An 18,676-nucleotide genomic window follows, 5' to 3' on the forward strand; every position below is an offset into this window, starting at 1 on the left:
CCACCGACGTTATCACCGAGCTAGCGTGCAGACGTGCGCGTAAGGGCCCGGCAGGGCGGTCGTCGGGTGGACCTCGTCCTCGGCCTGCTCCTCGTCGCCGGGGTGATCACCGGCCTGTCGGCCAACACGATCGGGGTGAACTGGCCGCTCGACCTGATCCAGCTGCACGCCGCCGGGGCGCTGGCGATCCTGCTCCTCGCGCCCTGGAAGTCCGTCGTGATCCGGCGCGGGCTGCGTAACCCGCGCCAGAAGCGGCCGACCAAGGCGCTGTCGATCGCGCTGCTGGTCCTCGTCCTGGTCACGATCGGCAGCGGGCTGCTGCACTCCACCGGCCGGGTCGAGGACGTCGGCCCGCTGACGCTGATGCAGATCCACGTCGGTTCGGCCATCGGCGCAGTCGCCGCGGTGGTGGCCCACTTCGCCGGGCATTGGGTGCGCCCCCGCCGGTCCGACGCCGACCGCCGGGCGTTCCTCCGGCTGGCCGTCCTCGGTGCCGGGGCGGCGGTGGCCACGGCCGCCTGGGACACGTTCGCGGCCACCGGCCGGCGCTTCACCGGCTCGGTCCCCAAGCCGGAACTCGAGGTCACGTCCTGGATCAACGACGGCATCCAGCGGGTCGATCCCGGGGCCTGGCGCCTGAGGATCGGCGAGAGAACACTCGACCTGGCCGAGCTCGACGCGCTCCCGCACGAGCACTTCACTGCGATCCTCGACTGCACCAGCGGTTGGTACAGCCGCCAGGACTGGGACGGCGTCCGCCTCAGCACCCTGTTCGAGGGCCTCGACCCGCAGCGCAGCGTCGAGGTGCGCTCGGTCACCGGCTACGCCCGCTGGTTCGGCTCCGACACGCTCGACGACGTCTGGCTGGTCACCGCGGTCGGCGGCCGCCCGCTCACCCCCGGCCACGGCTTCCCGGCCCGGATCGTGGCCCCGGGCCGGCGCGGGTTCTGGTGGGTCAAGTGGGTCACGTCGATCCAGCCGTCGAACCGGCCACCGTGGGCCCAGTCGGTGTTCCCGCTGAGCTGACGAACCGGGCGACCGCCGCGTGGAACTCGGCCTCCAGCCGGTCGACCACGTCGGCCGTCGGCGCGACCTCGGTGATCGCGCCCAGCCCCTGGCCGGCCGCCCACAGGTCCTTCCAGCGGGACGCCGGGGCCGCGCTGTCGTAGGCGCGCGCCACCGACGCGGCCGGGTCGATGCCGTGCCGCTCCAGGCTCGGACGCAGCCAGGACGCCGGCGTGCCGGTGACGGCCGCGCTGATCACCAGGTCGTCGGGGCCGTGGTCCACGACCATCTGCTTGTACTCCGGCACCGCCCGGCTCTCCGCGGTGGCCAGGAACCGTGTGCCGACCGACACCAGGTCGGCCCCGGTCGCCAGCCCCCCGGCGATGCCGAACCCGTCCGCGACCCCGCCGCCGACCACGAGGAACCCGTCGAAGAACGACCGCACCGCGGGCACGAACGCCAGCGGCGACAAATGCCCGGTGTGCCCACCGGACCCGGCCGACACCAGCCCCAGCCCGTCGACCCCGGCGGCCGCGGCCTTCCGGGCCAGCCGGAGGTCGATCACGTCCGCGATCACCAGCCCGCCGTACCCGTGCACGATCTCGACGGCGGGCGCCGGCGAGCCGAGCGCGGTGATCACGATCGGCGGCCGGTGCTCGGCGACCAGCCGCAGGTCGTCGGCGAGCCGGGAGTTCGTCCGGTGCGTGACCAGGTTGAGCGCCCAGGGCGCGTCGCCCACCCCGGCCCGGATCGTCGTGAGCCACTCGTCCAGCTCGGCCGCCGTCCGGCAGTTCGGCGCCGGGAACGACCCGAGCACCCCGGCCCGCGACGCGGCGATCACCAGCTCCGGCCCCGACACCAGGAACATCGGGGCGCAAAGGACGGGTAGCCGCAGGCGGCTGAGAACCTCAGGAAGCATCGAACCTCTTCCGCAGCTCGTCCTTCTGCACCTTCAGGCTGGCCGTCCGCGGCAGCGACTCGACGACGTGGATCGCGGTCGGCTTCTTGTACGACGCCAACCGGCTCCGGACCAGCGTCTCCAGCGCGGACGGGTCGACGACGGCGCCCGGCCGCGGGACGACCGCGGCGGTCACGGTCTCGCCCCAGCGCGGGTGCGACACCCCGAACACCGCCACTTCCGCGACCCCGTCGCCGAGCGCCAGCACCTGCTCCACCTCCGCCGGGTACACGTTCATGCCCCCGGTGACGATCATGTCCTTCAGGCGTCCGCGCACGTAGAGGTACCCGGCGTCGTCGAGCGCCCCCAGGTCCCCGGTGCGCAGCGCCCCGTCGGGCAACGCCTCCGCCGTCGCGCCCGGATCGCCGAGGTACCCCTCGAACAACGTCTCACTGCGGACGACGATCTCGCCGGTCTCTCCGCTGGGGACGCTCGCCCCGTCGCGCCCGACGACGGTCACCGAGGCGATCGGGACGGGACGCCCGGCCGACGCGTACGGGTCGTCGGCGCCGCTGCCGGGGCGCCAGTCGTCCGGCACGGTGGCGGTGACCGGGGCGCCGGTCTCGGTCATCCCGTACGTCTCGACGTACCGCGGGCCGATCGCGTCGACCAGGTCGGCGACCGTGTCCCGGTCGGCCAGCGATCCCGAGTGGAGCACGCCGTCCAGCTGCTCGAGGACGGCCGGGCGGCGGCGCACCTCGGCCGCGAACGCGCGCATCAGCGGCGTCGGGGCGTAGGTGAAGTTCGTGCGCTCGCGGATCATCGCGTCGACCCAGCGCTCGGGGTCGAGCCCGGCCAGGAACGAGATCTCCCCGCCGACGTAGAGGTGGGGGAGCACGACGCCCCAGACGCCGGCCACGAACGCCAGCGTCCCGGTGAACCCGCACCGGCTGCCCCAGCGCAGCCCGTCGTGGGCCGGCATGTGCCGCACGATCCGGGCCAGGTTCCGGTGGGTGTGCACCACGCCCTTGGGCGTGCCGGTCGTCCCGGACGTGAACCCGACGATCCCCGGCCGGTCGGGCTCGGCGAGCGCGTCCGGCACCATGGTCGACCCGCTCGCGGCGAGGTCCTCGGAGGAGGGCAGGCCGAGCGCGATCAGCGGGGTGCCCGAGCCCCGGAGCAGGTCGGCGACCCGCTCCAGGTGCCCGGCGGTCGCGCAGACCACCGACGCGTCGGCGCGGTCGAGGATCCCGGCGATCTCCGGACCGGCCAGCCGGTCGTTGACGTGGACCGCGGTCGCGCCGGTGAGCCCGACCCCCAGGTACGCCTCGACCGCGTCGGCCCGGTCCTCGACGACCAGCGCCACCCGCGACCCGGGCCCGACCCCCCGGGCCGTCAGCGCGTGCGCGAACCGCACCGCCCGGTCCCGCGACTCGCCGTGGGTGCGCACGACGCCGTGCCCCCGGAACGCGACGTCGGACCGCCGCCGCTCCATCGAGGCCACGACGAGGTGCGCCCACGACGAGTCACTCGGCGAAGTCACTGCCCAGGCCCATTCCCCGCAGCAGCGTCGCCCGGTCGTAGTACTCGAGCCACTCGGTGACCAGCCCGTCGGCGATCCGCAGGATGCCCACGACCGGCACCTCACCCAGGTGCCCGTTGAACGTGAACCGGTCGACCCGCTCCACGAACACCCGCCCGTCGATGATCCCGAGGGCCTTGATGTCGAGGTGGATCCAGGTCGCTCCCGACGCCAGCTGCCGGAGCCGCCCGGCGATGGCCTCCTTCCCGACCAGAGGCTCCTGCATGACGCTGTGCAGCACGGCGTCGTCGGCGAACAGGTCGATCGCGGTGTCCCAGTCGAGGTCGTCCCAGGCCCGGAACATCCGCCGCGCCACGTCCACGTCGGTCATGCCGATGCTCCCGTCCGCCGAAGTTCGCGCTTGAGGACCTTGCCGACCGGGTTGCGCGGCAGCGCCTCCTGGATCTCGAGGCGTTCCGGCAGCTTGTACGAGGCGATCTTCTGATCGCGCAGGTACGCGACCAGCTCGTCGAGGGTCAGCGACGCCCCCGGCGCGAGCACGACGATCGCGGCCACCTTCTCGCCGAGCACCTCGTCCGGGTCGCCGACCACCGCGACGTCGGCGACCGCCGGGTGCGCCCCGATCAGTCCCTCGAGCTCGGCCGGGGCGATGTTCATCCCGCCCCGGATGACCAGGTCCTTGGCCCGGTCGAGGAACCGCAGGAACTGGTTCTCGGCGCCGGCGATCTCGAAGATGTCCCCGGTCTTCAGCATCCCGTCCTCGTCGAACGGCGCGCCGCCGTTCAGGTATCCCGCGAAGACGGTCGGCCCGCCCAGATGGAGCTCACCCGGCTTGCCCGGGTCGGTGATGACCTCGCCGGTCTCGACGTCGACGAGCTTGATCGACACCCACTCCGAGATCCGCGACGACCAGGTGACGCCGGGGGCGCCGTAGCGCGGGAAGAACTGGGCGCGGTCGGCCGGGTCGGGGAAGTCCTCCGGGCTGGAGAGCAGCCCGATGCCCTCGTTCGACCCGAAGAAGTTGATGACGCTGATCCCGAACCGTTCCTGCCAGCCGCGGACCATGTCCGGCTGGAGCGGCACCGACCCCGATCCTATTCGGGTGAGCGTGGAGAGGTCCGCCTGTGCCCGCAGACGGGAATCCGAGAGCAGCAGCCAGAGCATGGCGGGCGGCGCCACCGTGTAGGTGACCCGCTCCTCCGCGATCTGGCGCAGGAACACCCCGAGGTCGAACGGGTGGTGCTGCACCAGCAGGCAGCCGGTTCGGATCCAGGGCAGGAACATGCCGTTGATGCCGGCCATGTTCACCATCGGGAACGGGTTGAGCAGCACGTCGTCGGCGACCATCCGGGGCGCGTCGACGGTCGCCCAGCAGATCGCCAGCCAGTCCAGATGGCACCGGGGCACCCCCTTGGGCACGCTCTCCGTCCCCGAGGTCCAGCAGATCGTCAACGCGTCGTTGGCGTCGTTCGGGTCCGCCGCCCGATGCGCCTCGACCCGCTCCCGGTCGTCCGCCGACGCGGGAGTCGGACTCCACCCCGCACCCTCGGCGGGTAAGCCGAACGTCACGACCGCCTCCAGCGAGGGGAGCCGGTCGCGGACCGACTCCACCTCGGCCGCGGGCGACCGGCCGCCGAACGCGGCCGCGGTCACGAACGCGCGGAAGGACGCCTGCCGCGCCATCTCGACGACCTCGCGCTCCCGGTACTGCATCGGCAGCGGCGACACGACGACGCCGAGCGTCCACGCGGCCAGGTACACCTCGGCGAGCTCGATCGTGTTCGGCAGCTGCACCCCGAGCACGTCACCCCGGCGCAGCCCGAGGTCGAGCAGCCGGGCCGCCAGCCAGGTCACCTCGGCCTCGAGCTCCGCCCAGGTCAGGCGACGCGGCTCCCCACCCAGCAACGCCACCCGGTTGGCCGGGTCGGCGATCGCCGGGTGGTCGGCCCGCGCCCCGACCGTGTCGCGGAAGATCTGATCGACGGTTTCCGAGCTCCACCAGCCCCGCGCGACGTAATCCGCGACCTTGGACGCTGGGTGGAGACCACGACTGACTGCCACGGCTAGCTCTCCTTCGAGCGAGGATCAGGCGGCGTTCAGAACGTCACCGGACGCGAGGAACCGCTTCTGGTCGGCGTGCCACGTGAACGGCTGGAACGCCTGGATACCCAGCGACTTCTCCTGCGTCATAGTGAACTTGATCCCGTCGATGAACATCGGCGGCTGGTAATCCTGGGTCCGCGCGGCCTCCATGATCGAGAGCCGGGACAGGCCGTCCTTCGCCTTGGCCGCGGACTTGAAGACGTCGATCATCAGGTCGGCGATCGCCCAGCCGTTGAGCGTGTAGGTGTTCGTCGGCGAGTCGGCCCCGTTCGCGGCGACCTTCTGCAGGTAGTCCTTCACCGCCGGGTCGTCGGCGAAGGCCGCGTCGGCCGGGTCCTTGAGCCAGCGCATGATCTGCTGCCCGTCGGCCGCGGCCCCGGCCGGCGCGTAGAGCGTCGCGCCGTCGGCGCAGTTCGACGGCTGGATCACGGTCTCCGGCTTCCAGCCGACCCGGCCGATGGCCTGGGTCAGCGCCAGGCAGTCGGTGGTGACCCCGGCGTCGACCAGGATCGGCGCTCCGGACGCCTTCAGCGCGGACGCGGCGGTGTTCGGGTCGGTCAGCGGAGCTTCCTTGGCGATCGTGAAGTTCGTGCCCTCGATCGCGTTCTTGAATCCGTTCGCGTAACCCTGACCCGACTCGGTCTGGTTCGCGGCCAGCGCGACCTTCGCCCCCTGCGGGTACTTCTTCTTCAGCCCCTCGACGACGGCCTTCATCTCGACGTCGGCCGACGGCAGGTACTCGGTGGTCCACGGGAACTTCGTCGCGTCGCGGTAGGCCGGCACGCTGGCCTGGCCGAACAGCAGCGGGACGCAGGCGTCGTTCTGGGCGTCGGACATCGCGTCGAGCTGACCGGAGCCGAACGTGTCGAGCACGTCGACCTTCTCCTTCTCGATCAGCTCGCCGACGTTGGTGCGGGCCCGCTCCGGGTTGAACGCGTCGTCCTTCACGACGACCGCGAGCTTGACGCCGCCGACGCCGCCGGCCGCGTTCTCGACCGCGAACCGGGCTTCCATGCCCTCGATGACGTTGCCGACCGCGTCGGCCAGCGGCCCGGACGTGGCGGCCGACCAGCCGACCTTGAGCGTGCCGGTGATCTTCCTGGTGGCCGCGTCCGGATCGGCGCAGTTCTCGACGTCGATGGAGCCTTTCTGGGCCGACGCGGCGTCGGCCGGATCGTCGCCGGCGGAACTGTTGCTGCCGCAGGCAGCGAGCGTGCCTGCGGTCACCGCCGCGAGCACGAACGAGGTGAGGAGTCTGCGCGTCATTGCGTTCCTTCCGGGGTGGGGGTGCAGCACGCGGGCCGCGCCGGGCGGGGCCCGGGCGGGGAGAGGGGAGAGACGGGTCAGCGTGGGGGCGCCGGATGGTCCTTCGGCACGACGGTCACGACCCGCCGGATCAGGAGCCCGAGCCGGCCGGCGATGCCCTCGGGCATGAGGAAGCACAGCGCGATCAGCACCGCGCCGAACAGGACCCCGGACAGCGGGCCGGTCGTGAACGACGCCGTGTAGTAGGGCAGGAAGACGACGGCGAGCGCGCCGATGAGCGGCCCGAGCTGGGTCGCGACGCCGCCCAGCACCAGGCCGGTGACCAGCTCGATCGCCTTCAGCAGCGTGAACGAGCCGTCCGGCGACAGCGCGCCGATGTACATCGTGAACAGCGCGCCGGCCAGACCGGTGATCGCGCCCGAGATGCCGAACACCAGGATCTTCGTCCGGGCGATCCCGACGCCGTTCGCGGCCGCGGCGATCTCGTGGTCGCGGACCGTGCGCATCATCAGCCCGAACCGGCTCCGGATCAGCGATCGGCTGAGGATCATGACCAGGACCAGCACGAACGCCGAGAGCCAGAACATCCAGATGCCACGCTGGGCCCGGACCAGCCCGGTCCACTCCGGAGGAGCCAGGTACCGGGACCGGACGACCATGCCGGCCGCGCCGCCGGTCAGCGACTCCAGCTTCCGGACGATCTCCGGGAACGCGACCGCGACGGCCAGCGTGACCAGGGCCAGGTACAACCCGTGAATGCGCAGCGACGGCAGCCCGACGAGCAGCCCGAGGACGAACGTCAGCGCCATCGCGATCGGGATCGTGGCCAGCGGCGCGAACTCCAGCTTCACGATCAGCACGCCGGTCGTGTACGCGCCCAGCCCGAAGAACGCCGAGTGCCCGATCGAGAGCAGCCCGGTGTAGCCGGTCACCAGGTTCAGCCCGATGATCGCGATCGCCATGATGAAGACGGTCGTGAACTGGCCCACCCGGAACGGCGCGAGCTGCGAGGCCCAGAGGACGCCCAGCGCGGCGACCGCGATGCACGCGGCCCGGATCGCGTGATGAACCGGCGAGTTCTCGACGATGACGTACTTCGTTCGCGGGGCGGCGGCCTGGGGCCGCGCCGCCGGGGCCAGGACAGTCATACGCGCACCGTCCGCTTCGAGCCGAACAGGCCGTTCGGGCGGATGAACAGGATCGCGACGATGATCAGCAGCGCCGAGGTCTGCTGCAGCTCACCGCCGATGAACGAGACGTAGCCGGAGAGCAGGGCCTCGAGGACGCCGATCGTCAGGCCACCGACGACCGCGCCGGGCAGGCTGTCGAGGCCGCCGAACAGGGCCGCGGCCGAGGCGGCGATGAAGATGTGGAACATCGTCGTCAGGCCCAGTTGCTCAGGCGCCAGCGGCGTGACCAGGACGCCGGCCAGCGCGCCGATCGCCCCGGACAGCCCCCAGCCGACCATCAGGATCCGGCCGGTGCGCACCCCGGCCAGCGCGGCCGACTCGGGGTTGGCCGCGACCGCACGCATGTGCAGGCCGATCCGCGTCCGCCGGAACAGCAGCGTCATCAGCCCGAGCAGGACGATCAGCGCCGCCCAGACGCCCAGCGCGTCGCCGTACAGGCGGGCCCCGAACACGCTGACGTAGTCGTCGAGCCCGTTCGGGAACGGCGACGGCATGATCTTGGTCTCCGAGCCCCACAACAGACCGGCCAGCGAATTCAGCCCGGTGAACAGGCCGAGCGCGACGATCAGCACGGCCATGTCGTTCTTGCGCTGGACCGGCCGGATCAGCAGCCGCTCGATCGCCGCGCCGAGCACGAACCCGACGATCAGCGCGGCGACGATCGCCACCCACACCGGCGCGTCCAGCGTGGTGAGCCACCAGGCGACGAACGTCGTGAACAGCGCGAGCTCGCCCTGGGCGAAGTTGAGCGTCCCGGTGGCCCGGTAGACGACGACCAGCGCCAGCGCCAGCAGCGCGTACACGGACCCGTTGGTCAGGCCGGCCAAGAGGCGTTCGACGAAGAGCTCCATGGAGGCCTCCTAGTAACCGAGGTAGGCGCCGCGGACGGTGTCGTCCTCGCGGAACCGCTCGACCGGGCCCTCGGCGGCGATCGTGCCGACCTCGAGCAGATAGACCGTGTCGGCGATGTCCATCGCCAGCTCGGCGTTCTGCTCGACGATCAGCAGCGCGGTGCCGTCGGTGCGGTTGATGTCGGCGAGCGTCGCGAACAGCTCCTGGACGACGATCGGAGCCAGGCCGAGGCTGGGCTCGTCGCAGAGCAGCAGGCGCGGGCGGCTCATCAGCGCGCGGGCGACCGCGAGCATCTGCTGCTCACCGCCGGAGAGCGTGCCGGCCCGCTGGTTGGCCCGGCGTCCCAGGGCCGGGAACGTGGTGATCCACCGTTCGATGTCCTCGTCGACCGAGTCCTTGCGGACCGCGGCCCCGACCCGGAGGTTGTCGAGGACCGAGATGTCGAGCGTGCCGCGGCCCTGGGGGACCAGGCTGACGCCCTGGCGGACGATCTCGTCGGGACGGCGGCCGAGCGGGGCGCCGTCGATCGTCACGTCGCCGCGGTGGGAGATCAGGCCGGCCAGCGCGCGCATCGTCGTGGTCTTGCCGGCCCCGTTGGCGCCGAGCACGACGACGACCTGACCGGCGTCGACCTGCATGTCGAGCCCGTGCAGCACGTCCCGTCCGCCGTAGCCGGCCCGGAGACCGGTCACCTCGAGCAGGCTCATCGGGCCTCCCGCGCACCGGTTTTCGGACGGCCGAGGTAGGCCGCGACCACGGCGTCGTCCTCGCGGACGCCCGCGGGCGTGCCCTCGTAGATCTTCTGGCCGAAGTCGAGCGCGACGACGTGGTCGCTGATGCCGAGGACCAGTCCCATGTGGTGCTCGACCAGCAGCGCGGCGAAGCCGTAGTCGTCGCGCAGCGAGACGAGCAGCCGACCGAGATCGTCGACCTCGCTGTGGGTGAGCCCGCCGGCCGGCTCGTCGAGCAGCAGTAAGCGGGGGCGGGCCATCAGCGCCCGAGCCAGTTCGACCCGCTTGAGCGTGCCGAACGGGAGCCCGGCCGCGGGCTCGAGGGCCACGTCGACCAGGTCGAGCCGCTCCAGGATCTCCCAGGCCCGCGACCGCAGGCCCCGGTTCTTCTGCGAGACGCCCCCGGCCATCGTGTTCTCGAAGACGCTGAGCGTCGAGAACAGCGCCAGGTTCTGGAACGTCCGGGTGATGCCCTTCTTCGCCAGCCGGTGGGGGGCGATCGTCAGTAGGTCCTCGCCGTCGAACCGGAGCGTCCCGGCGGTCGGCCGGTAGATCCGGGTGATGCAGTTGAACAGCGTGGTCTTGCCGGCGCCGTTGGGCCCGATCAGGCCGAGGATCTGGCCCGGCTCCACGCCGAACGTGACCCCGTCGAGGGCGCGCACACCCCCGAAGTGGATGGCGACATCCGTGACGTCGAGCAAGTCGCCTCCCTGGTGACGGTGACACTTCAGTTAACGGTGTGATACGGATTACTACAGGAAGCAGAGCAACTCGTCAACGACTCGGAGGCGGCCCGTGGATCCCACCGCGCTCGATACTTTGCTGGCGAAGCAGGACATCTCTGACCTGCTCGTTCGGTACCTCCGGGCGATCGACCGGGGTGATGTCGCGGCCCTCGAGGCCTGCTATCTGCCCGGGGCGACCGAGGACCACGGCGGCCTGTTCGAGGGGTCGGCGGCCGACTACGTCGCCTCGATCGCCCGGACGATCACCCACCCCAGGGGCGTCTCCACGCACGCGGTCACCAACGTCCTGATCGACGTCGACGGCGACCGGGCCCGGGCCGAGTCGTACGTGCTCGCGTTCGCGCGGGTGCGCCGCCCGGACAAGCAGATCGGTGACACGCTGACCTCGGCGCGGATGATCGACGACCTCGAGCGGGTCGACGGTCGCTGGGGCATCCGGCACCGGGCGCTGCGCTGGGACTGGAACCACGACATGGAGCCGGCCGAGACCTGGGTCTTCGGAATGCTCGGCGAGGCGGCGGCGATGAAGCACAGCGCGAAGTACCCGGAGGACGTCGTGTACGCGGAGAGCGGGAAATGAAGGGCGTTCCGGTCGCCGGCGCCCGGGTCGTGGTCACCGGGGCGAACCGGGGGATCGGGCTGGCGTTCGTCCAGGAGGCGCTGGCCCAGGGCGCGGCCACCGTCTACGCCGGGGTGCGCGACCCGTCGTCGGTGCCCGAGGAGCTGCTGGCGACCGGGGCGGTGCCGGTGCGCCTCGACGTCACCTCGGACGCCGACGTGGCGGCGGCCGCCGAGACCTGCGCCGACGCGACGATCGTCGTCAACAACGCGGGGCTGCACGCCGGTGACCGGCTGATCGAGGCCACGGACCCGGACGCGGCCCGGGCCGAGATGGAGGTCAACTACTTCGGCCCGCTGCGGATGATCCGGGCGTTCGCGCCGGTGCTGGCCCGGGCCGGGCACGGCTCGTTCGTCAACGTGCTGTCGGTGGCGGCGATCGCGCCGACCGCGTTCATGGGCGGGTACTCGCCGTCGAAGGCCGCCGCGCTGTACCTCGGCGGCATCGCCCGGGGCGAGCTCGAGCGGTACGGGACGACGGTGACGTCGCTGATCGTCGGCTCGGTCGACACGCGGATGGCCGCGCACGTCGACGGCCACAAGGAGGACCCGCGGGAGATCGCCCGGACCGGGCTGGCCGCGATGGCCCGCGGGGAGTGGACCTGCGACACCGACCTGATGGCGGTGGAGTCGCGGGCGCGCCTGGCCCGCGACCCGATCCGCTACGAGAAGGGCCTCTCCAAGCTGCTCTTCGTGTCGTCGTTGAAGACCGGCAAATGAGCATTCGCGTCGCCCAGTGGGCGACCGGCGCGGTCGGCAAGACGATCCTGCGCGGGATCATCGACCGGCCCGACCTGGAGCTGGTCGCGTTACGCGTCTACGGCGACCGGAAGGTCGGCCGGGACGCCGGTGACATCGCCCGGCGCCCGCCGACCGGGGTGCTCGCCACCACCGACATCGCCGCCGTCATCGCGGCCCGGCCCGACGTCGTCGTCCACTCACCCCGTCTGCAGGTCCCGTACGAGACCCACGACGCGGACCTCGTCCGCCTGCTGTCGGCCGGCATCAACGTGGTGACGACCGCCGGTCAGCACTTCCCGCGGGCCCACGGCCCGGAGCGGTCCGACCTGTTCGAGGACGCCTGCCGACGGGGCAACTCGACGTTGTTCGGGGTCGGCATCAGCCCCGGAGTGGTCGGGGAGCGGCTCGCGCTGGCGTTGACCGGCGCCAGCGTCACCCTCGACCGGATCACGATCGACGAGGTGCTGGACGCACGCTCGATGCCCGACCCGGACTTTATGTTCACGGTGATGGGGATGGGGTCGGATCCGGCGTCGCTGGACGGCACCGGGCCGCTGCCGACGCTGTACGGGCTGCTCTACCGGGAGACGATCGCGTTCCTGTGCGACCGGCTGGGCGTCGTGCCCGACGACATCGTCCCGGATCACCGGATCGTCCCGGCGCTGACCGATCTGACCGTGGCCGCCGGGTCGATCGCAGCCGGCACCGTGGGGACGACCGAGTGGCGGTGGCACGCGCTCGTCGACGGGAAGCCGTTCCTGACGCTGGCGATCATCTGGACGTGCGAGCCCGACCGTCCCGAGTACGCGGGCCGGGACCACTGGCGCATCCACCTCGAGGGCAAGCCCGAGATGGTCCTCACGCTCAACCTGGTCGAGCCGTCCGAGCCGGGCGTGCGCACGACCGCGGCCCAGTACGTGACCGCCGGCCCGGCGCTGCGGGCGATCGAGCACGTGGTGGCCGCTCCGCCCGGGGTCTTCACCGCGCCGGTGTTCGGCCCCTGGAACGCGTCCCGATCGCCGCGGGTGGCGCCGGGGGCCGCCGCCACTGCAGCCGCTGCGGCCGCCGCCTCGGCGGAGGTGGCGCGATGACCGCGGTCCTGCTGCCGACCCCGCCCGAGTACGTCGATCCGCACTACGCGCTGCACGCCGACGGGACGCGCGTCGAACGGCTGGAAGACATTCCGCGCCGGCGGGCGGCGGCCACGCCGGAGGCGTCCGCCGTCGTGACGACGACCTCCACCACGACGTACGCCGAGCTCGACCGCGAGGCCAGCCGAGTGGCGAACGCGCTGCTGGCCGCGGGCGTGCGGCCCGGCGACCGGGTCGCCTACCTGGGCGAGAACTCGGCGCAGTTCCTGGCGACGCTCTACGGCGCGAGCAAGGCCGGCGCGATCCCGACCGCGCTGAACTTCCGGCTGGCGCCCCCGGAGGTGGAGTACATCCTCCGCGACGCGGAGCCGTTCGCGCTCGTTCTCGGAGCGGGGCACTCCGCGCTGGCCGGCGTCGCCCGGCAGGCGGGGGTGCGGTGCGTCGTGGAGGCGGACGGGTTCGACGCCTGGGTCGCCGGGGTGACCGACGCGGACGCCGGGTTCGCCCGGGACCCGGGCGAGACCGCGCTGATGTTCTACACGTCGGGCACGACCGGCCACCCCAAGGGCATCGAGCTGACCGGCGCGAACCTCGGCCAGGCCGTGGCCGCGATGCACTACGTGATGGAGCTCGACACGACGTCGGTCGCGCTGGCGCCGGTGCCGTTCTTCCACGTGTCCGGGCTGGGCCTGGCGCTGGTCGCGGCGATCAACGGGTCCTCGCTGCTGCTGCGTAACCCCACGTCGCCGGCCGAGCTGTGCCGGATCCTGCAGGAGCACCGGGTGTCACACGCGGTCGCGGTGCCGACCGTGATCCAGTTCCTGCTCGGGCTGCCGGACGTGCGGGACGGCGACTGGAGCGCGCTGAAGTACCTGGTCTACGGCGCGTCGCCGATGCCGGAGCCGGTGCTGCGCGAGGCGACCGCGGTGTTCGGGTGCAAGTTCCTGCAGTCGTACGGGCTGACCGAGTCGACCGGCGGCGTGACGATGCTGAGCCCGGCGGACCATTTGGCGGCCACCCGGCTGCGGTCGGTGGGCCGGCCGATGCCGAACGTGCCGGTGCGGGTCGTGGACCCGGTGACCCTGCGCGACCTCCCGGCCGGGGAGCGCGGCGAGGTGCTGATCGGCGGCGGCCACGTGATGCGGAGGTACTGGCGGAACCCGTCCGCGACCGAGGCCGCGATCACCCCGGACGGCTGGCTGCGCACCGGCGACGGCGGCTCGTTCGACTCCGAGGGCTATCTCTACCTGCACGACAGGCTCAAGGACATGATCGTCTCGGGCGGTGAGAACGTGTACCCGGCCGAGGTCGAGAGCGTCCTGACCGGGCATCCGGCGGTGGCTCAGGTGGCGGTCATCGGGGTGCCGTCGGCGCGGTGGGGCGAGACGCCGCTGGCCGTCGTCGTCCCGGTGGCCGGGCAGACGATCGACGGCGGCGAGCTGATCGCCTGGGCGCGGGAGCGGATGGCGCACTACAAGTGCCCGACCGCGGTCGAGGTGGTCGACGCGTTGCCGCTGACCGCCAGCGGGAAGGTACTGAAGACGTCTCTCCGTGGTGAGTACGGAGGCTTTTCGGGCTAGCGGTTGCGACGATCGGTCGCATGATCGGTTATCTCGCCGAGCCGGCGCCGACGGCGGAGAGCGAAGCGCTCTTCGCCGAGGACGTCGCCGAGGTCGGCTACGTGATGAATCTGACCAGGCTGTGGGCCTATCGGCCGGAGACGCTGACGGGGTTGTTCGCGTTGGCGCCGTCGTTGTCGTTCCGGCAGAAGGCGATCCTGGTGTCGGCGACCGCCTCGGCGTTCGGTGATCCGTACTGCGCGCTGGCCTGGGGGACGAGGCTGGCCGGGGTCGTCGGCGCGGAGGCGGCGGCGGGGGTGCTGACCGATGCCGGGGCGGCCCCGGACGGCGGCGGCCACGGCGCCGGCGGCGGCGGCCACGGCGCCGACGGCGGCCTCACCGCGGGCGAGCGGGCGATGGCGGGTTGGGCCCGGACGGTCGCGCGTAACCCGTTCGGCACGATGGCCGACGACGTCGACCCGCTGCGGGCGGCCGGGTTCGCCGACAGCGAGATCTTCGCGATGACGGTGTTCGTGGCGCTGCGGATGGCGTTCTCGATCGTCAACAACGCGCTGGGCGCGACCCCGGACGAGCAGCTGCGGCAGGATGCCCCGGTAGCCGTCCGGGAGGCGGTGGAGGCGGTGCGCCGGTAGCCGGCGTGGATCGACCCCGGGCCCGTCGCGGTCGTCCGCCGAGGAGTCAGCGGGCCTCGGCGGCGGCTCGGAAGCCCTCGGCCTCCCGCTCGAGATACCGCCGCACCTTTCGCCCGTACAGGAGGCCCACCAGGCCGGCCAGTCGGCCCGACTGGCGGATCCGTAACTCCAGCCGTGACCCGCCGCTCCTCGGCGACACGACGTGCGAGCCGATCGATGTCACGCCGGACGTCGTCGACTGCCAGACGAGCGCCCGGCCGGGCGTGAGCTCGGTGACCCGCCAGCGCGCCGGGCGCAGCCCGGGCTGGCGCACGTCGGCCTCGCTGCCGACCTGCAACGGGAGGTCGTCGAGCCGCGGAGCCTGCGAACGATCGCCGAGCGGGTCGGCTCCAGCCACCGGATGCTCATCCACCACTTCGGCTCGCGCGACGGGCTGCTCACCGCCGTCGTCCGGGCCGTCGAGGACCGTCAGCGGGCGCTTCTGGCCGACCGCGACGACGACGGGTCGCCGGCGGACGCGGCCGCCGCGTTCTGGCGGCACCTCCGCTCGCCCGAGCTCGCCCCCCAGGAGCGGCTGTTCTTCGAGGTCTACGGCCAGACCCTCCAGGGCCGGAAGTGGGCCGAGCCGATGCTCGAGGGAGTGGTCAGCGACTGGCTCGGTCCGCTGACCGGGCTCCTCGCGGCCGGTGGCATCGACAACCCCGGCCCCCATGCCCGCCTCGCGCTCGCGGTTACCCGCGGCCTGCTCCTGGACCTCCTCGCTACCGGCGAGACCGCCGAGGTCGACGCAGCGATGGAACTTTTCGCCCGGCTCCTGCTCGGTCCGGTCGAGAACGGCGGATCGGCTCCGACCAGTACCTGACACCACCGCCGAGGAGGCACGAATGGGTACGGTCATCTACTGGGTCCACGCGTCGGTCGACGGCTTCATCGACGGGCCCAGGGGCGAGTTCGACTGGCCGGTCATGGGCCCCGAGCTCTCGGCCTACTCCGAGGCCCTCGACGACCGCACCACCACGCTGCTCTACGGCCGGCCGGTCTGGGAGATGATGGTCGGCTTCTGGCCCGACGCCGACCGACTCGGCAACGACCCGCACACGCGAGCCTTCGCGCCGTTCTGGCGGGCCACCCCCAAGCTCGTCGTGTCCTCCGACTACCCCGGCGACAACTGGACCGACCGGGTCATCCGGCCGGACGACGTCCGCGACCTGGACGGAACGATCCTGCTCACCGGCGGCTCCGGCCTCGCCGCCGCGCTCACCGAACGCGGCCTCATCGACGAGTACCACGTCGCCACCCACCCGGTCGTGCTCGGTGGCGGCAAACCCCTGTTCGCCGCCACCGACACCCGCCGCACCCTGGACCTGCGCAGCTCGAGGGTCCTCGATCAGAACATCGTCGTGAACGTCTACACGCTCAGCCGGCCGTGAACCGCACCCCGCCAAGGTCGAGCGGCGACCAGCCAGAAGCACCCACCGCCCGCAACGACACCGCCGACAGCATCTTCCGCGGCCCGGCCGCGAACGACACCGTCCGCGACCCCAGCGCCAGCGTCCCCCCGGACGTGTCCGCGCCGAACACCCCGCCCCAGAGCCGCGCCTGCGCCACCGGATCCGGCGACGACACGGTCACCCCGAGCACGTCGTCCACCAGCGGCGCCGGTGGCGCGACCCGCGGGATCGAGTCCCAGAACCACACCGACGGGTCCGCGATCTCGTCCAGCTCGATCAGCAACCCCATGTCCCCGGGGTGAAGCTGCACGATCCGGTGCCCGTACACCTCCATGTCGGCCGCGATCCGGACGCCCAGCTCCACGGCCCGGTCCACGTACTCCTGCACCGACGACACCTGGATCGACAGCCCGTACCCTCCGCCGCTGCCCCCCTTCCGGATCCAGGCCGCGATCGACGTGTCCTCGCGCAACGGCCCGACGACCTCCAGGTGCGCTTCCTCGCCGACCCGGATCGTCTCGTCGGCCATGCCGATGTCCTCGAGGATCGGGTCGGCGAACCCCGGGGCCAGGCCGAACGTCTCCCGGAGCTGTTTCCCGGTCACCTCGACGTCCGACGCGCCGAGCACCACCTGTCGCAGAATGATCATGAGATCGCCCTCTCCCGCCCGGCCCAGTACGGCTCGCGCAACGTCCGCTTCAGCACCTTCCCCGACGGGTTCCGGGGCAGAGCCGCCACGATCTCCACCGCCGTCGGGCACTTGTAATGCGCCAGCCGCTCCCGGCAGTGCGCGATGATCGCGTCCGAATCGAGAGAAGCCCCGGGCCGCGGCACCACCACCGCCAGCGGCGTCTCGCCCCACTTCTCCGACGGCACGCCGATGATCGCGGTCTCCAGCACGTCGGGGTGGGACATGATCGCGTTCTCGACCTCGGCCGGGTACACGTTCTCGCCGCCGGACGAGATCATGTCCTTGATCCGGTCCTTCAGGAACAAATAGCCGTCCGCGTCCAGGTAGCCGGCGTCGCCGGTCCGGAACCACCCGCCCGGCCAGTACGAGTCCGTCGCCTCGGACGGCCGCTGCCAGTACCCCCGCGTCACGTTCGGCCCGCGCGTCACCACCTCGCCGACCTCGCCCGCCGGCAGGACACTCCCGTCGGCCGGGGACACGACCGCGACCTCGACCCCCGGCACCGCCCGCCCGGCCGACCGCAGCTTGCTCCCGGGGCCCACGACGTGATCGGAGGCCCCGAGCAGCGTCGTCACGCCGATCGTCTCGGTCAGCCCGTAGCTCTGCGCCAGCTCGGCCCCGAAGACCCGCTGCGCGCCGACCATCACCGACTCCGAGATCGGCGACCCGCCGTACACCACCCACTCCACCGACGAGTAGTCCGCCGCCGAGGCCTCGGGCGAGGAGATGAACAGCTGCATCACGGTCGGTACCATGATCACGTGGGTCGCCCGGTGCCCGACGATCGCGCTGATCATCCCGGCCGGCGTGACCTCGGTGAACTGCACGATCCGCCCGCCGGCGGCCAGCGCGATCAGCGACCAGCCCCCGGCCGCGATGTGGTAGTACGGCGTCGGCACCAGGCTCACCGACGCGGCCGACACGTCGAACTGCCGGCCGAACGCGTCCACCGCCCAGAGGAACGCGCCCACGGTCGTGGTGACGCCCTTCGGGCGTCCGGTCGTGCCCGACGAGTACATCAGGCAGAACAGGTCGTCCCCGGTGCCGTCCCGGTGCGGGTCACCGTCCGGCGCGGACGCCAGGAAGTCCTCGTAGGACCCGCCCATCACGAGCACCGGTCCGGGCACCGCGCCCGCCGGCACCAGCGAGACGAGTGACGGTTCGACGACGAGCGCGGCCGGCGCCGCGTCCGCCAGCACCCATTCGACCTCGGGACCGGCCAGCCGGAAGTTGAGCGGAACCACGACGAGGCCGGACTTCGCGCAGGCGAATAACAGCTCCCAGTACTCGGTCGCGTTCCGGGCCAGGTAGGCGACGCGGTCGCCGGGCTGCAGCCCGGCCGCCACCAGTCCGGCGGCGAGCGCGCTCGACCGCTGGTCGAGCTCGCCGTGGGTGACGTTCCGCCCGTCGCCGACGACGGCGGGCGAGCCGGGGGTCTCCGCGGCGGTACGACGAATCAGGTCGGCCAGGCTCGACGCCCGGGCGACGGCATCAGCAACTGTGGAGGGACTCGTTGCGCTCATAGTCTCTCCCTTGAG

The 18,676-nt window shown here is 72.2% G+C and carries 20 protein-coding genes; 8 read left to right on the forward strand and 12 right to left on the reverse strand.

Features of this window, described 5'->3' with window-relative positions; translation table 11 throughout:
- Positions 1 to 33 precede the first annotated feature (33 nt).
- Complete coding sequence (locus FL583_RS26930) at positions 34 to 1,026, forward strand: molybdopterin-dependent oxidoreductase (RefSeq protein ID WP_142707631.1); 993 nt, start codon at positions 34 to 36, stop codon at positions 1,024 to 1,026.
- Here the strand turns inward: FL583_RS26930 and FL583_RS26935 are convergent.
- From FL583_RS26935 to FL583_RS26975, 9 genes are all read right to left on the reverse strand, one after another.
- On the reverse strand, positions 965 to 1,924 hold the full coding sequence (locus FL583_RS26935; protein WP_142707632.1) for an NAD(P)H-dependent flavin oxidoreductase: 960 nt from the start codon (positions 1,922 to 1,924) through the stop codon (positions 965 to 967). The two genes, FL583_RS26930 and FL583_RS26935, sit on opposite strands and share 62 nt — an antisense overlap.
- Complete coding sequence (locus tag FL583_RS26940; RefSeq protein ID WP_142707633.1) at positions 1,914 to 3,446, reverse strand: class I adenylate-forming enzyme family protein; 1,533 nt, start codon at positions 3,444 to 3,446, stop codon at positions 1,914 to 1,916. The genes FL583_RS26935 and FL583_RS26940 overlap by 11 nt, the downstream gene beginning before the upstream one ends.
- Positions 3,430 to 3,816 (reverse strand): nuclear transport factor 2 family protein, encoded by a 387-nt coding sequence (locus FL583_RS26945; protein WP_142707634.1) that lies wholly within the window; start codon positions 3,814 to 3,816, stop codon positions 3,430 to 3,432. Before FL583_RS26945 ends, FL583_RS26940 begins: the two co-directional genes overlap by 17 nt.
- Positions 3,813 to 5,507 (reverse strand): class I adenylate-forming enzyme family protein, encoded by a 1,695-nt coding sequence (locus FL583_RS26950; RefSeq protein ID WP_142707635.1) that lies wholly within the window; start codon positions 5,505 to 5,507, stop codon positions 3,813 to 3,815. The genes FL583_RS26945 and FL583_RS26950 overlap by 4 nt, the downstream gene beginning before the upstream one ends.
- A gap of 24 nt (positions 5,508 to 5,531) precedes the next feature.
- On the reverse strand, positions 5,532 to 6,815 hold the full coding sequence (locus FL583_RS26955; RefSeq protein ID WP_142707636.1) for an ABC transporter substrate-binding protein: 1,284 nt from the start codon (positions 6,813 to 6,815) through the stop codon (positions 5,532 to 5,534).
- A gap of 77 nt (positions 6,816 to 6,892) precedes the next feature.
- Positions 6,893 to 7,963 carry a branched-chain amino acid ABC transporter permease gene (locus FL583_RS26960; RefSeq protein WP_142707637.1) on the reverse strand — a complete coding sequence of 357 codons (1,071 nt, stop codon included), beginning with the start codon at positions 7,961 to 7,963 and terminating at the stop codon, positions 6,893 to 6,895.
- Positions 7,960 to 8,856, reverse strand: a complete 897-nt coding sequence (locus tag FL583_RS26965) for a branched-chain amino acid ABC transporter permease (protein ID WP_142707638.1) — start codon at positions 8,854 to 8,856, stop codon at positions 7,960 to 7,962. Before FL583_RS26965 ends, FL583_RS26960 begins: the two co-directional genes overlap by 4 nt.
- Before the next feature lie 9 nt (positions 8,857 to 8,865).
- Positions 8,866 to 9,564 (reverse strand): ABC transporter ATP-binding protein, encoded by a 699-nt coding sequence (locus tag FL583_RS26970; RefSeq protein WP_142707639.1) that lies wholly within the window; start codon positions 9,562 to 9,564, stop codon positions 8,866 to 8,868.
- On the reverse strand, positions 9,561 to 10,289 hold the full coding sequence (locus tag FL583_RS26975) for an ABC transporter ATP-binding protein (RefSeq protein ID WP_142707640.1): 729 nt from the start codon (positions 10,287 to 10,289) through the stop codon (positions 9,561 to 9,563). Before FL583_RS26975 ends, FL583_RS26970 begins: the two co-directional genes overlap by 4 nt.
- 94 nt (positions 10,290 to 10,383) lie before the next feature.
- Here FL583_RS26975 and FL583_RS26980 point away from each other — a divergent pair, with 94 nt between their 5' ends.
- From FL583_RS26980 to FL583_RS27000, 5 genes are read left to right on the forward strand one after another with little or no spacing between them, the layout of a single operon-like run.
- On the forward strand, positions 10,384 to 10,914 hold the full coding sequence (locus FL583_RS26980) for a nuclear transport factor 2 family protein (protein ID WP_142707641.1): 531 nt from the start codon (positions 10,384 to 10,386) through the stop codon (positions 10,912 to 10,914).
- A complete protein-coding gene (locus FL583_RS26985) occupies positions 10,911 to 11,672 on the forward strand; it encodes an SDR family oxidoreductase (RefSeq protein ID WP_142707642.1) in 762 nt (253 codons plus the stop codon). The genes FL583_RS26980 and FL583_RS26985 overlap by 4 nt, the downstream gene beginning before the upstream one ends.
- Positions 11,669 to 12,784 carry an NAD(P)H-dependent amine dehydrogenase family protein gene (locus tag FL583_RS26990; RefSeq protein WP_205752486.1) on the forward strand — a complete coding sequence of 372 codons (1,116 nt, stop codon included), beginning with the start codon at positions 11,669 to 11,671 and terminating at the stop codon, positions 12,782 to 12,784. The genes FL583_RS26985 and FL583_RS26990 overlap by 4 nt, the downstream gene beginning before the upstream one ends.
- Positions 12,781 to 14,364, forward strand: coding sequence for a long-chain-fatty-acid--CoA ligase (locus FL583_RS26995; protein ID WP_142707643.1), 1,584 nt, complete (start codon positions 12,781 to 12,783; stop codon positions 14,362 to 14,364). Before FL583_RS26990 ends, FL583_RS26995 begins: the two co-directional genes overlap by 4 nt.
- A 20-nt stretch (positions 14,365 to 14,384) precedes the next feature.
- Complete coding sequence (locus FL583_RS27000; RefSeq protein WP_142707644.1) at positions 14,385 to 14,996, forward strand: carboxymuconolactone decarboxylase family protein; 612 nt, start codon at positions 14,385 to 14,387, stop codon at positions 14,994 to 14,996.
- Positions 14,997 to 15,042: 46 nt separating this feature from the next.
- On the opposite strand, the gene FL583_RS41915 is transcribed toward FL583_RS27000, so the two are convergent.
- Entirely contained in the window at positions 15,043 to 15,393 is a 351-nt protein-coding gene (locus FL583_RS41915) for an SRPBCC family protein (protein WP_142707645.1), read from the reverse strand.
- Positions 15,394 to 15,396: 3 nt separating this feature from the next.
- Here FL583_RS41915 and FL583_RS27010 point away from each other — a divergent pair, with 3 nt between their 5' ends.
- Together FL583_RS27010 and FL583_RS27015 are read left to right on the forward strand one after the other, a co-directional pair.
- A complete protein-coding gene (locus FL583_RS27010) occupies positions 15,397 to 15,858 on the forward strand; it encodes a TetR/AcrR family transcriptional regulator (RefSeq protein ID WP_142707646.1) in 462 nt (153 codons plus the stop codon).
- A gap of 22 nt (positions 15,859 to 15,880) precedes the next feature.
- Positions 15,881 to 16,426, forward strand: coding sequence for a dihydrofolate reductase family protein (locus FL583_RS27015; RefSeq protein ID WP_142707647.1), 546 nt, complete (start codon positions 15,881 to 15,883; stop codon positions 16,424 to 16,426).
- On the opposite strand, the gene FL583_RS27020 is transcribed toward FL583_RS27015, so the two are convergent.
- Both FL583_RS27020 and FL583_RS27025 read right to left on the reverse strand, forming a co-directional pair.
- On the reverse strand, positions 16,413 to 17,096 hold the full coding sequence (locus tag FL583_RS27020; protein ID WP_142707648.1) for a VOC family protein: 684 nt from the start codon (positions 17,094 to 17,096) through the stop codon (positions 16,413 to 16,415). The genes FL583_RS27015 and FL583_RS27020 overlap by 14 nt on opposite strands.
- Positions 17,093 to 18,661 carry a long-chain-fatty-acid--CoA ligase gene (locus tag FL583_RS27025; RefSeq protein WP_142707649.1) on the reverse strand — a complete coding sequence of 523 codons (1,569 nt, stop codon included), beginning with the start codon at positions 18,659 to 18,661 and terminating at the stop codon, positions 17,093 to 17,095. The genes FL583_RS27020 and FL583_RS27025 overlap by 4 nt, the downstream gene beginning before the upstream one ends.
- Positions 18,662 to 18,676: the final 15 nt, after the last annotated feature.

This window comes from Cryptosporangium phraense (assembly GCF_006912135.1).
GTDB lineage: Bacteria > Actinomycetota > Actinomycetes > Mycobacteriales > Cryptosporangiaceae > Cryptosporangium > Cryptosporangium phraense.